The sequence below is a fragment of the Burkholderia sp. Bp9090 genome, assembly GCF_003857985.1.
Taxonomy (GTDB): Bacteria; Pseudomonadota; Gammaproteobacteria; order Burkholderiales; family Burkholderiaceae; genus Burkholderia.
This window is the reverse complement of record NZ_QTPV01000002.1, coordinates 1-13,664: the sequence shown is the minus strand read 5'-3', so window position 1 is coordinate 13,664 and position 13,664 is coordinate 1. Positions and strand designations below refer to the sequence as shown.

Sequence of the window (13,664 nt, the reverse complement as noted above, 5' to 3'; positions counted from 1 at the left end):
TCCCCCATGGCCATTGTGATACATTCCGGCAAACACGCCGATCGCGACGTCGCCGCGCGCCTTGCGCATGGCGCTGCGCCGGCAGTCCGCGCATGCCGGTTCGCCTGCCGGCCATACGGAAACAGCCTCGATCGCGCCGCGCGACGATCGAAGGACGATAACGAAATGAGAGAGGGAGCAAGGCGATGAATTGGGCTTTTGCCGCAATCGGTTTCATCGTGGGCGGTATCGCCGCATTGTTCGGGGATTTCTCCGCCGCCAACGGCGCGCTGCTCGGTGCGGCGGCCGGGTTCTGCATCGGCTACGCGCTGCAGCAACGCAAGCACACGCACGGCGGTACGGCCCCCGACGCGTTCGCGATTTCCGCGACGCCGCAACCCGCTCCCGTGCCGCTCGCCGATCGCGTCGCGCGCCTCGAAGCGACGGTCGACGCGCTCACGCGCGAGCTCGACTTGCTGCGCGGCCAGCTCGCCGGCGCGAAGGCCGGTGCCGCAGCGACCGGCAGCGCCGCGCAGGTGCCGTCGACGCCTCCCTCCGCCATCACGCCTGCACCCGCCGCGATCCCGCCTCGACCATCCGTGCAGCCTGCGGTCGCGAGCGCCGGCGTGCCGTCGTCGACGTCCGCGCCCGCGCCCGCGCCGGCAGTCGCCACGCGGACGAGCGCCGCACCGGCCGCCGCCGGCGCACCGACGGGTGCGCCCGCATCGACCACGCCGCCCGCCTCGCCCGCCCCGCCAAAGCCCCGCGAACCCGGTATCGCCGAACGCGCGCTCCGCGCCGCGCGCGACTGGCTGCTCGGCGGCAACACGGTCGTGCGCGTCGGCATCATCGTGCTGTTCTTCGGCGTCGCATTCCTGCTCAAGTACGCGGCCGACAACAACATGCTGCCGATCGAATTCCGCCTGGCCGGCACGGCGCTCGCCGCGGCCGCGCTGCTCGCGATCGGCTGGCGCGTGCGTGCGCGCCGCGCGGCGTACGGTCTCGTGCTGCAGGGTGGCGGCATCGGCATCCTGTACCTGACGATCTTCGCCGCGACCAAGCTCTACGCGCTGCTGCCGGTCGGCGCGGCGTTCCCGCTGATGGTCGCGGTGTGCGCGCTGAGCGCGTTCCTCGCGGTGAAGCAGAACGCGCTGCCGCTCGCGTTCATGGGCAGCGCGGGCGGCTTTCTCGCGCCGGTGCTGCTGTCGACCGGCCACGGCAGCCATGTCGCGCTGTTCAGCTACTACGCACTGCTGAACGCAGGCATCTTCGCGATCGCGTGGTTCAAGGCCTGGCGTCCGCTGAACCTGCTCGGCTTCGTGTTCACGTTCACGATCGGCTCGGCGTGGGGCGTGACGGCGTACCGCCCCGCGCTGTTCGCGACCACCGAGCCGTTCCTGATCCTGTTCTTCCTGATGTATGTCGGCATCGCGCTGCTGTACGCGGTGAAACGCGAACTGGCGCTGCGTCACTATGTCGACGGCACGCTCGTGTTCGGCACGCCGATCGTCGCGACCGCGCTGCAGGCGTCGCTCGTGAAGGACATGCCGTTCGGGCTCGCATGGAGCGCGGTCGCGCTGTCGGCGTTCTATGTCGCGATCGCCGCCTGGCTCGCGCGGCGCCGCGATCGTCTCGCGCTGCTGTTCGAAGCGATGCTCGCGCTCGCGGTGATCTTCGCGACGCTCGCGGTGCCGCTCGCGTTCTCGGGCCCGACGACCAGTGCCGCGTGGGCGATCGAAGGCGCGGCGATCGTGTGGGTCGGCGTGCGCGAGAAACGCCTTGCGCCGTTCGGCTTCGGCCTGCTGATGCAGATCGCCGCGGCCGGCGCATTCTTCACGAGCCTGCTCGGCCCGGCCGACACGAACGCGCTGCCGGTGCTCAACAGCGCATACATCGCGATGCTGCTGATCGCGCTCGCCGGGCTGTTCACGGGCTGGTGGCTGCACGGACGCGACGAAGCGCGCGCGTGGCACGCGTGGATGCCGGACGTCGGCGCGGCCGCCGCGGCGTGGGGGCTGTTGTGGTGGCTGAGCGGCGGACTGCACGAGATCCTCGTCTACGCGGGCCGTCACGTCGACCTGCATGCGGACCGGTTCGTCGTCGACGCGACCGCGCTGTTCGCCGCCGGCACCGCGTGGCTCGCGCACGTCGCGCGCCGCAAGCTCGCGTGGCCGATCGCCGAATGGCCGGCACTCGCGCTGACGCCGGTGCTCGCGCTCCTCGCGTTGCGCGCGTTCGATTCGCACGAGGCGCCGCTGTCGGGCATGGGCGCGTTCGCGTGGCCGATCGCCGTCATCGCATGCTATGCGCTGCTGCTGCGGCAGTCGCGCGGCACGGCGGCAGCCGGTCCGGCGGCGAGCGCGGCGGGCGCGGCGGGCACGTTGGCCGTGGCGGCCATCCCCGTTCCCGTGATCGCGCCGTTGCACACGCTGATGTTCTGGACGTTGTGCGGGCTGTTCTCGCTCGAGGGCTTCTGGCGCCTGCGCGCGTTCGTCCCCGAAGGCGCGTGGAGCTGGAGCGCGTGGGCCTACGGCTTCGGCGCGCTGCTTCTGCTGGTGTCGGGCCCCGGCTCGCGCCTGCGCTGGCCGGTCGCCGCGTTCCCGCGCGCGTATCAGGTATGGGGGGCTGCGCCGCTCGCCGCGCTGCTGTGGCTGTGGAGCATCGCCAGCGTGACGAGCGACGGCGATGCGTCGCCGCTGTTCTGGCTGCCGCTGCTCAATCCGCTCGACGTCGCGCAACTGCTGATCTTCGTCGCGTTCGCCACCTGGCTGCGCCGCCTGAAGACGCTCGGGGTCACCTGGCATCCGCTGGCGGCCGACCTCGCCGCGCTCGCGACCGTGTTCCTGTGGTTCAACGCGCTGCTGCTGCGCACGCTGCATCAGCGTTTCCACCTGGCCTACGACATCGACGCCGTGCTGTCCTCGTTCGGCATCCAGCAGGTGTTCATGGTCGGCTGGAGCCTGTTCGCGTTCGCCGGCATGTGGCTGACGCGCCGCAACGGCATCGCGCGCGTGTGCGCGCTCGCGTCGCTGCCGCTGATCGTCGTGATGTGGGCATGGACCTTCTACGCGAACTTCACGCAGGACGGCGGCAGCTGGGCGCGCATTCCTCTGCTCAATCCGCTCGACCTCGTGCTGGTGGTGGTCTATGCGCTCGCCGCGTCGTGGTTCGTGCGTGCGCGCACGCTCGGCTGGCCGTTCAGCAACTATCGCGTCGAACTGCTCGGCGTGGCCGGCGCAACGGCCTTCCTGTGGCTGAACGCGATCCTGCTGCGCACGCTGCATCACTGGACCGGCGTGCCGTACGCATTCGACGCGATGGCGGAATCGACGCTCGTGCAGGCGTCGGTCTCCGTGTACTGGACGCTCTGCGCGCTCGCGACGATGATCTGGGCCACGCGCCGCGGCTTGCGTCCGCTGTGGTTCGTCGGCGCCGCACTCCTCGCGCTCACGGTGATCAAGCTGTTCCTGTTCGACCTGTCGCACGTCACCGGCATCGAACGCATCGTGTCGTTCATCGGCATCGGCATCCTGCTGCTGTTGATCGGCTATTTCTCGCCGCTGCCGCCGAAGGCCGCGGCCCAACCGGGCGACACCCAACCATGAAACGACTCGCAGCCCTGCTCGGCCTGAGCCTGCTGACGTCGTTCGCGACGGCCGACGGCGCCCCCGGCGCGGAACGCGTCGCGCGGCGCTTCTCGCTCGATCTCGACGGCAGCGCCGCGTATTACCAGCTCACCGTGCCGCAGGCCATCTATGCGGCCAGCCGGCGCGACGATCTCGGCGACGTGCGCGTGTTCAACGGCGCCGGCGAGCCCGTGCCGTATTCGCTCGATGCGCCTGCGGCGGCCGCCGTGCCGCCGGCGCGCACGCCGGTGCACTGGTTCCCGCTGCCGCCCGCGCGCGCCGACGACGGTCAGGCGCCGCTCGGCGTGTCGGTCGCGCCGGACGGCTCGCTGCGCGCGGCCGTCACCGCGCCGGCTCGCGCAAAGCACGCGGCCGATCTCGTCGACCTGTCGCATGCGGACGGCGAGGTCGACGCGCTGCTCGTGCATGTGAGCGACGACAGCTACCAGGGCCGTGTCGCCGTCGAAGCGAGCGACGACCTGCGCAGCTGGCGCTCGCTCGGCAGCACGCAACTGCTGAAGGTCGGCCGCGGCGGCGACCTGCTGGTGCAGGAACGCATCGCGCTCGAGGGCGCGGGACCGCGCTACCTGCGGCTCGACTGGCTCGACGGCGCGCCCGCGATCGGATCGATCGAGATCGAAACGCAACCGCACGATGCGCGCACGGCGGACTCCGCTGCCGTGCCGCGTCAATGGCGCGAAGCCGTACACGTGCGGGCCGGCGGCGCGCCCGGCGAGTATCTGTTCGATACCGATGGCGCCTATCCGGTCGACCGCGTGCGCATCGACCTGCCGCAACCGAATACGGTTGCGCGCGCAACGCTGCAGAGTCGCCCCGACGCGCAGGCGCCGTGGCGCGAGGTCGCCAATGCCGTGCTGTTCCGGCTGCAGGGCAAGGGCGGCGAACAGCGCAACCCGCCGCTGGCGTTTGCATCGAATCCCGATCGCGCGTGGCGAATCATCGTCGACATGCGCAACGGCGGGCTCGGCGGCGGCCAGCCGGCCGTCGCGGTCGGCTGGCATCCGGCCGCCCTGACCTTCGTCGCGCGCGGCATGCCGCCGTTCACGCTCGGTGTCGGCAATGCGTCGCTGCCGTCGTCGGCCGTGAGCCGCGATGCGCTGCTGGTCGGAATGGCGCCTGAGGTGCGGCCCGCGCGCGTCGGTGCGGCGCTGCCGGCCTCGGCGGTCGCGCCCGGGCCGGCAGCCGATACGGATGCGGCCCGCCGTTACGTGCTGTGGGGTGCGCTGGTCGTCGCGGTCGGCGTGCTCGGCACGATCGCATGGCGCCTCGCACGCGGCGGCGGCGACACGCCTGCTCGCGACGAGTAGGACCACGCCGGCACACCGGCACGCCGAATCAGGCCGGTGCCGCTCGCACCGTTCGCGCAGTTCACACCGTTCACACCGTTCGCGCCGCGACGCGGCCGTGCGGACGCGGCCGCCACGGCGACGAGCGGCAGCTGGCCGCGCCGGCCGCCCCCATCGCCGGCGAGCGCGTACCGCGACGCGCACGCCAGTCGGCCCGGATCGCCGCGATCGCGCGAAGCGCCCATGATTGCGCCGTCACGACAGGCCGTACGCCCCGCCGCGATGCCGGCGGCATGCGACGCGCGACGCATGCGACGGGACGCCTGCACAGGATCGCGCTGTCATAGCGCTTGCCGGCGAAGCGCACGATATCGACGACGTCGAAGCCCTGGGCCCGGTAGAACGCCAGCAGATGCGACGCGGGATGCGGCGTATCGAGCGCGAGCAGCGAATAACCGCGCAACGCGGCCCACTGCCCGGCAAATGCGAGCAGCGTCGCACCGATCCCGCCGCCTTGCCAGCCGGGATCGACGGCCACCTGGCGCACGCTCGCGACGCCGTCGCGACGGTACAGCGAACACGGCGACGCCGGATCGGTGGCGTAGAGCGTCATCGTGCCGACGACGCGACCACCAGACACCGCGACATGACATTCACCCGCTTCCGCGCGGCGACGCGTGACCTCCTCGGCCTGGTCGACACACGTACAGTTGAGCCCCATCGCGCCGAGTCGCGCGAACGCACGATGCAGCAGCGCGGTGAGCTGCGTGTAGCTGTCGACTGCCGGATCGAAGCGCCGCACGATGACCCGGTCGGCGCGCACGGCAGGCGGCGCGGCGGGTGAACGTTCGGCGATCGTGTTCCGGGATATCGACATGGCAGCGCTCCGTGGTCAGGATGACCGAAGTCTAGGAGCGCGCCGCGAGGCGTCGCAAGAAAAAATGTCGTAAAAAGACGAGAATTCGAAGCGAGGCGATGGCGCGACGGTGTGCATTTTCATGCGTCCGGCGCCTTCGGTCACGTGGTCGAACACGCCGATCGTTGTGCCTGCAAGCAATGCGTGACGCACACTGCGTCGCCGACCCCATGCCGCCCGATTCCGGACTCGCGATGCCCCGCGCGAGCGCCCCGCATCGTCGTTGACACACCCGGCGACGCGCTCCAGACTCGCTGATCCTCCACCGCACCGCGAGCGCTCATGGTCACCTGCTTCCTTCGCTACGTCATCGATCCGTACAAACTCGAGCAGTTCGAAACCTACGGCAAGATGTGGATTCCGCTCGTCGAGCAATTCGGCGGCACGCACCACGGCTACTTCCTGCCTTCCGAGGGCGCGAGCAACATCGCGCTCGCGATGTTCTCGTTCCCGAGTCTCGCCGAGTACGAGCGCTATCGCGAACGCTCGAAGGCCGATCCCGCGTGCCAGGCCGCGTTCCGGTATGCAGAGGAAACACGCTGCATCGTCAGCTACGAGCGCAGCTTCTTCCGGCCGGTGTTCGAGTAACCCCGCGCATCGCGCCCCCTTTCCGGCGCCGGACGAAAAAAAGCCCCGCCTGCATCCGCGCGGCGGGGCCAACCCATGTCAGTAGAGACATCATGGAGGAGACGGGCCCATCTTATCGAGCGCGGCTCGCCGTCCCAACCAAGCATTTCTGCTATCCATCTGCGTCGCCGCGCGCACGCGCGCCCCGCGTGCCTGGCATATCGATAGAACGAAAAGTCGTTTTCAGAGTGGCGGCGGGGTCGTTACCATCTGGTTTTAAGCCTGTGCTTAGCCGGGCAAGCCATCCCCAAGGAGCGCCCTTTGACTGCATTCGATCAACACCGCCGCCCGTTCGTGGTCGGCATCGGCGGCACCACCCGGGCCGCGTCGTCGACCGAGCGCGCGCTGTCGTTCGCGCTGCGCGGCGCGCAAGCCGCCGGCGCACGCACGCGCCTGTTCGACGGCCCGTTCCTGCATACGCTGCCGCACTACGCCCCCGAACACAAGACGCTGACCGACGCGCAGCGAGAACTGATCGACACCGTGCGCGAAGCCGACGCGATCATCATCGCGACGCCCGGCTATCACGGCGGCGTGTCCGGCCTCGTGAAGAACGCGCTCGACACGCTCGAGGAACTGCGCGCCGACGAGCGCCCGTACCTCGACGGTCGCGCGGTCGGCCTGATCGTCACGGCCTACGGCTGGCAGGCCGCCGGCACCGTGCTGACGTCGCTGCGCTCGATCGTCCACGCGCTGCGCGGCTGGCCGACCCCGTTCGGCGCCACCGTGAACACGCTCGAAACGCGCTTCGAGAGCGCCGACAGCTGCTCGGATCCGAAGGTCGTCGCACAGCTCGAGACCGTCGGCTCGCAGGCAGCCGAATTCGCGCTCGCGTTCGCATCGCATCGCGCGGCCACGCATGCCGCGTCGGTCGACGCGCTCGCGCCCGTGCTGAAGATCGCCAACCAGTAATCCCCGCCTCCCCGCAGCCCGCGCCCGGCCGACGACGTTCGCCGCGCGCGGGCTGCGCGCGTCTGGCAGTCCGGCGCGCATCGCAGCGCCACCGCCTGCTTCATGCCGGCTCCCCACCCCGATAACGATCCGGCCCACCACGTGATTTGCATTGGCCGAAAGATTGGTTCACGCGGGCCGCGGGTTTTCGTACGCTGAAAGCCCGAACCTTCCATGCGCACGCCATGAACCGCACGATCCGTTACAAGGGCTACGAAGTCGCCCCCGCCGCCGCCCGGCTGCCGAACGGGCTGTTCGCCGCGAATCTGACGATCGAGAAGGCAAGCGGCGGCCCGTCGCCGCGCGCCGTATCGTTCGACGCAATCGATTTCTTCTTCGAAGAGGAACACGCGCTCGCGTATGCGTCCCGCTGGGGACGCCTCTGGGTCGATACACAGGCCTGAGCGCGGCACCCGGCAGCAGCAGGGCTGCTCGAAAATGCGCGATTACGGAAGCTATGCAAGAATCTTTCGTCTCGTAATCGCATAACAACAGCCATGTCCGACACGCTGCAGGAAGACCATGCAGCGGCAGATCACGCCATGCGCAACTGGACCTTCGAACGTCAAGGTCCGGTCAGGATCGGTTCCGATGCGCACAGGCAAATGTTCTGCCGCATGCTGCTCGATACGCACAACCCGTACAAACCGGCCGTCATCGACTGGCCGCCGCTCAAGCCCGACGAACTCAAGCGGCTCACGTCGCTGCCGATCTGGGACATCGCCGTGCAGACCGAAGGCCGCGCGTCGATCCGCGTCGCCACCTTCGCGGCAACCGTCGGCGATCCGCTGCTGCGCCGGGCGCTCGAGATGGACGGCGCCGAGGAGGCTCGGCACAAGGTCGTGCTGTCGAAGCTGGTCCAGGCATACGGCATCAAGCTCGCACCCGAACCGGCCTATCCGGCACCGAAGGACCCCGAGTGGTCGTGGATGGTGACCGGCTTCAGCGAATGCATCGACAGCTTCTTCGCGTTCGGCCTGTTCCGCTCCGCGCAGCGCTCCGGCTATTTCCCGCCCGAACTCGTCGACACCTTCGAGCCCGTGATCCAGGAGGAAGGCCGGCACATCCTGTTCTTCGTGAACTGGTATGCGTGGTACTGGCGGAGTTTGCCGTGGTGGCGCCGGCCGTGGTTCTTCGCGCGGGTGGCGGCCGTGTGGGCATTCCTGATCCGGGAACGCATCGGCATCGCGCGCGGGATCGATGCGGACGGCGTCGCGCACGACGCGAACTTTCCGGCGACGAGCACCGCCGACATCGGCGATGCGCTGAACCCGCGCGAACTAATCGAACTTTGCGTCAGCGAGAACGACCGGCGCATGGCCGGGTACGACAAACGGCTGCTGCGCCCGATGTTCGTGCCGCGCATGGCGCGCCTCGCGCTGCGATTCATGCGGAAATAAGGCTGCTGCGGCGGATTGCCGGCGACGCACGCAGGCCGGCCGTCGGCGCCTTGTCCGGGACGATGTACTGCGCCGCCCCGACCGGGTGGCAGAACCGGGTCGCGTTGCCGCGGCCGCCATCCTCATCGCGGTTCACCCTTCCGGACGAGAACGAACCACACCCCGGCTCGCATCCGGCGATTTGGGTGCGGCATCACGCCAGCCAACGAACGCTCGTCAGCCTGACGATGCTCATCCGACGCGCTTGCGTATCGTCTTTCTCTCCAGCGGAATGCCCCCCTTGCCAGCACGGTAGAGTCACCGCGAAGCAGATGCGGGTTTCTGCTCGCGGCTCCCCGTTGCCCCCATCGTTCGCGTCTTCGGCCGTCATCGTGGGCGCCCCGCCACATCATCGCAACGACTCCGGTTGCAAGACTGCCCGGCGCGGGCGATCTGGCACCTCGTCTCCCCCTGCCCCAACCCGTCATATGAAGTACGTCAATTGAACAGATTCCGAACTGGAATCCCAATCGCCGTACCAATGCACCTGTAGCACTTTTTTACAACTTTGAGAAACCGGCGCCGGGGAAGGCCCGCCCCACGGGCGCGCGCGGCCGATGAGATGCGCAAACCAGCATAATCAGACAATCCGTGGCTCATGTTTTTTTTGATTTACCGGCAAACCAATAAATACAATTAAAAATCCACATCAAATCTCGTATTAATAAATTAACAAGAGCCTCGAATGCATACGAGCCAGCGTCCCGCCTGACATTACAACTCAGAAAGGCAAACGTTTGCCGCAAACGTTTGTCGTTTCATTTGTCTTACTTTTTTGGTTACCCAATGTGCGGCAACACACACAAAACTACGTCACAACGTTGATTTTTATGGTTTTTTTCATCCATCACCGCATCCGCACGAGACCTTCACTCCACCTTCCAGTCATTTTCAACTTTCTTACACACCAACAGATCAAAACACGATCTATTAACCATCTTTTAACTTCCAAAACCTTCGATTTATCACTGTTTGTCAATCTCAAAATATCGCCTCAAATAAACTCCGCCCATCAATTTTAAGATTCGCGCGAGCGCACGGCAGATTCCTCTAACGAAAGAGACCGGTGTGTGGCGTGCATATTTGGAGGTAGTAGGACATGAACCGCACATACCGCTCGATCTGGAACGAAGCCCTTGGCGCCTGGGTCGCGGCATCCGAACACGATTCGGCACGGGGCAAGCCGAACAAGTCCGCCGTTGTGGTCGCGGCCCTCGCGGCGCTGACGATCGGTCTGCCATCGTTCGCCAGCGCGGCGACTTACATCCCCGGGACAGTCAACGGATTCGGACAGTTTTCGCCATCGAGCTGTACGTCCTCCAGCGGCAGCACGGCAGCCGGGCGCATAACCATGGGCGACACCAACTCGTATCCGACCGACGGCTCGGGTACGTGGTCGACCGTGACCGGCTGTAACGCATCCGGCAACAACAATCTCGCCGCGACGGTCTACGGCACCTACTCTCAGGTCACCGGCAAGGGCGGCACCGCCATGGGCTTCCTCAGCTCGGCTGCGTTGTGGGGCACGGCCGCCGGCCTCGAAACCACCGCCAGCGGCGCCGGGTCCACCGCGCTCGGCTTCGGCTCGACCGCGAACGCGCTGAACTCGGTCGCGATCGGCGGCGCGGGCGGTAACGGCACGACGCCGCTGTCCCAGGCAAACTCGACCATCGCATCGGGTGCGGGTGCAATCGCGATCGGCAGTAACGCAACCAAGGGCGCGCAAGCAGCCGCTTCGGACTCGATCGCGATCGGCGGTCAGTCTTCCGTTGCATCGGGCGCCACGTCCGGCGTCGCGGTCGGCCGCAACGCGACTGTCAATGGCGCGTACGGTATTGCACAAGGCGATAGCGTCGTCTCGGGCGCGACAGGCCAGAACGTCGCGATCGGTTCGAGCGGCACGACGGCCAACAGCGCCACGTCAGCGGGCGGTGCCGTCGCAATCGGCCGAGGCCAGGTGGCGACGGGCGACGGCGCGGTCGCGATCGGCGATCCGAACAGCGCAACCGGCACGGGTGCACTGGCGATCGGTGCAAACAACACGTCGAGCGGTTCCGGCGCCGTCGCGCTCGGCAACAGCACCTCCGCAAGCGGTACGGGCGCCGTCGCACTGGGTAACAGCACCACTGCGACCAACAGCTCCGTCGCGCTTGGCAGCTCGGCGACGGCCACGGGCACCAATGGAGCGGTGGCCATCGGCAATGCCGCGACCGCAACCGGCACCGGCGCGATCTCGCTCGGCACCATCGGCAGCTTCGGGGCCAAGTCGCTGGCCACTGGCTCGGACGCATTGGCGCTCGGGAACGGCTCGACAGCCAGCGGCACCGCCGGCTCGGTCGCCGTCGGCGCGGCAGCCGTCGCATCGGGCACCTATGCGACGGCCTTGGGAGCGAACGCGACCGCATCGGGTTCAAACTCGATCGCACTCTCCCAAAACGCTAATGCATCGGCCACAAATGCCATCGCAATCGGCACCGCGTCGAGCGTGACCATCGCGAACTCGGTCGCGCTCGGTAGCAACTCGACGACGATCGCGACGGCAGGCACCACGACCGGCGGCACCGGCCTGGTCAGCAGCTCGACGATCGGCGGCCAGAGCTTCGGTCCGTACGCAGGCGCCGGATCGGCGGGCGGCGTGGTCAGCGTCGGCGCCATCAACGCCGAACGCCGCATTCAGAACGTCGGCGCCGGCCTGGTCAGCGCAGGGAGCACGGACGCGATCAACGGCAGCCAACTGTACGCGGTCGCAACCACGACTATGTCGAACATCACCAGTCTGTCGACGTCGACTTCGACTGGCATCAGTTCGCTGTCCACGGGCCTGAGCTCGACCAATAGCTCGGTTGCATCGCTGTCGTCGTCCACGTCGACCGGCCTCTCGTCGGCGAACAGCTCGATCGGCTCACTGTCCACCTCGACCTCGACCGGTATCAGCTCGCTGTCCACGGGCCTGAGTTCGACCAATAGCTCGGTGGCTTCGCTGTCGTCGTCCACGTCGACCGGCCTGTCGTCGGCGAACAGCTCGATCGGCTCGCTGTCCACCTCGACTTCGACCGGTATCAGCTCGCTGTCCACGGGCCTGAGTTCGACCAACAGCTCGGTTGCATCGCTGTCGTCGTCCACGTCGACCGGCCTCTCGTCGGCGAATAGCTCGATCAGTTCGCTTTCCACGTCGACCTCGACCGGTATCAATTCACTGTCCACCGGCCTCAGCACGGTCACGACCAAGACCGACAATCTCGGCACCAGCACGGCCTCCGCCCTCGGCGGCGGTGCGAAGTATGATCCGACGACCGGAACGGTTTCCGCTCCGGCGTACACGACGTACAACGCGAATGGCACGACGTCGACCGCCAGCAGCGTCGGCTCGGCGATCGACAGCATCAACAGCCAGGGCATCAAGTACTTCCACGCGAAGTCGACGGCAGCCGACAGCCAGGCGCTCGGCACCGACTCGGTCGCGATCGGCCCGAATGCCATCGCCAACAACACCGGCGACGTCGCACTCGGCAGCGGCTCCGTCACCGACACGCCCCACGCAACGCCAACGGGTACCGTCGGCGGCGTAACCACCACGTTCGCGGGCGGCAACCCGAGCAGCGTGGTGAGCGTCGGCAACGCGAGTACGGGCACCACGCGTCAGATCACCAACGTCGCAGCAGGTCAAATCACGCCGACCAGCACGGACGCGATCAACGGCTCCCAACTCTTCGCGACCAATTCCATCGTGGATTCGCTGTCGACGACGGTGTCGTCGTCCAGCAGCGCAATCTCGTCGCTGTCGACCGGCATCACTTCGTTGTCGACGGGGCTGAGCTCGACCGATAGTTCGGTCGCTTCGCTGTCGACTTCCACGTCGACGGGCCTCTCGTCGGCTAACAGCTCGATTTCGTCGCTGTCCACCTCGACTTCGACGGGGATCAGCTCGTTGTCGACGGGCCTCAGCTCGACCGATAGCTCGGTGGCTTCGCTGTCGACGTCGACGTCGACCGGCCTCTCGTCGGCTACCAGCTCGATCAGCTCGCTGTCCACCTCGACCTCGACCGGCCTGTCGTCGGCTAACAGTTCGATCAGCTCGTTGTCCACGTCGACCTCGACGGGTATCAGTTCGCTGTCGACGGGCCTGAGCTCGACCGATAGCTCGGTCGCTTCGCTGTCGACTTCCACGTCGACGGGCCTCTCGTCGGCGACCAGCTCGATCAGCTCGCTGTCCACCTCGACCTCGACGGGCATCAGCTCGCTGTCGACCGGCCTCAGCTCGACCGATAGCTCGGTCGCTTCGCTGTCGACCTCCACGTCGACCGGCCTGTCGTCGGCTAACAGCTCGATCGGCTCGTTGTCCACGTCGACCTCGACGGGCATCAGCTCGTTGTCGACGGGCCTCAGCTCGACCGACAGCTCGGTTGCTTCGCTGTCGACCTCCACGTCGACTGGCCTGTCGTCGGCAACCAGCTCGATCGGCTCGTTGTCCACGTCGACCTCGACGGGTATCAGCTCGCTGTCGACGGGCCTCAGCTCGACCGACAGCTCGGTGGCCTCGCTGTCGACTTCCACGTCGACCGGCCTCTCGTCGGCAACCAGCTCGATCGGCTCGTTGTCCACGTCGACCTCGACGGGTATCAGCTCGCTGTCGACCGGCCTCAGCTCGACCGATAGCTCGGTCGCTTCGCTGTCGACCTCCACGTCGACCGGCCTCTCGTCGGCGACCAGCTCGATCAGCTCGCTGTCCACGTCGACCTCGACCGGCATCAGCTCGCTGTCGACCGGCCTCAGCTCGACCGATAGCTCGGTCGCTTCGCTGTCGACGTCCACGTCGACC

At 67.5% G+C, this 13,664-nt stretch carries 8 protein-coding genes; 7 read left to right on the top strand and 1 reads right to left on the bottom strand.

The annotated features are described in order from the left end of the window. The first annotated feature begins 185 nt into the window (after window positions 1–185). Together DIE16_RS01695 and DIE16_RS01690 are read left to right on the top strand one after the other, a co-directional pair. Window positions 186–3,584, top strand: a complete 3,399-nt coding sequence (locus DIE16_RS01695; RefSeq protein WP_124891646.1) for a DUF2339 domain-containing protein — start codon at window positions 186–188, stop codon at window positions 3,582–3,584. Then, entirely contained in the window at window positions 3,581–4,933 is a 1,353-nt protein-coding gene (locus DIE16_RS01690) for a DUF3999 domain-containing protein (RefSeq protein ID WP_124891645.1), read from the top strand. The genes DIE16_RS01695 and DIE16_RS01690 overlap by 4 nt, the downstream gene beginning before the upstream one ends. Window positions 4,934–5,003: 70 nt before the next feature. Here DIE16_RS01690 and DIE16_RS01685 read toward each other — a convergent pair whose 3' ends face one another. Further along, window positions 5,004–5,789, bottom strand: a complete 786-nt coding sequence (locus DIE16_RS01685; protein WP_124485091.1) for a GNAT family N-acetyltransferase — start codon at window positions 5,787–5,789, stop codon at window positions 5,004–5,006. 321 nt (window positions 5,790–6,110) lie between these two features. Between DIE16_RS01685 and DIE16_RS01680 the strand changes: the two genes are divergently transcribed. From DIE16_RS01680 to DIE16_RS01660, 5 genes are all read left to right on the top strand, one after another. After that, window positions 6,111–6,416 (top strand): NIPSNAP family protein, encoded by a 306-nt coding sequence (locus DIE16_RS01680; protein ID WP_124485090.1) that lies wholly within the window; start codon window positions 6,111–6,113, stop codon window positions 6,414–6,416. Between the two features lie 300 nt (window positions 6,417–6,716). Continuing rightward, window positions 6,717–7,367, top strand: coding sequence for an NADPH-dependent FMN reductase (locus DIE16_RS01675; RefSeq protein WP_044844444.1), 651 nt, complete (start codon window positions 6,717–6,719; stop codon window positions 7,365–7,367). Between the two features lie 224 nt (window positions 7,368–7,591). Beyond that, window positions 7,592–7,810, top strand: a complete 219-nt coding sequence (locus DIE16_RS01670; RefSeq protein ID WP_006749916.1) for a hypothetical protein — start codon at window positions 7,592–7,594, stop codon at window positions 7,808–7,810. 93 nt (window positions 7,811–7,903) lie between these two features. Next, on the top strand, window positions 7,904–8,806 hold the full coding sequence (locus DIE16_RS01665; protein ID WP_124485089.1) for a ferritin-like domain-containing protein: 903 nt from the start codon (window positions 7,904–7,906) through the stop codon (window positions 8,804–8,806). A 1,138-nt stretch (window positions 8,807–9,944) separates the two neighbouring features. After that, window positions 9,945–13,664, top strand: a 3,720-nt coding sequence (locus DIE16_RS01660) for an ESPR-type extended signal peptide-containing protein (RefSeq protein ID WP_260434316.1), incomplete at its 3' end; no start/stop codon positions are given.

Excerpts from the sequence above, each read along its gene's own strand:
- DIE16_RS01670 (WP_006749916.1), top strand. The coding sequence starts at position 7,592 with ATGAACCGCACGATCCGTTACAAGGGCTACGAAGTCGCCCCCGCCGCC.
- DIE16_RS01685 (WP_124485091.1), bottom strand. The coding sequence starts at position 5,789 with ATGTCGATATCCCGGAACACGATCGCCGAACGTTCACCCGCCGCGCCG.
- DIE16_RS01695 (WP_124891646.1), top strand. The coding sequence starts at position 186 with ATGAATTGGGCTTTTGCCGCAATCGGTTTCATCGTGGGCGGTATCGCC.
- DIE16_RS01680 (WP_124485090.1), top strand. The coding sequence starts at position 6,111 with ATGGTCACCTGCTTCCTTCGCTACGTCATCGATCCGTACAAACTCGAG.
- DIE16_RS01665 (WP_124485089.1), top strand. The coding sequence starts at position 7,904 with ATGTCCGACACGCTGCAGGAAGACCATGCAGCGGCAGATCACGCCATG.
- DIE16_RS01690 (WP_124891645.1), top strand. The coding sequence starts at position 3,581 with ATGAAACGACTCGCAGCCCTGCTCGGCCTGAGCCTGCTGACGTCGTTC.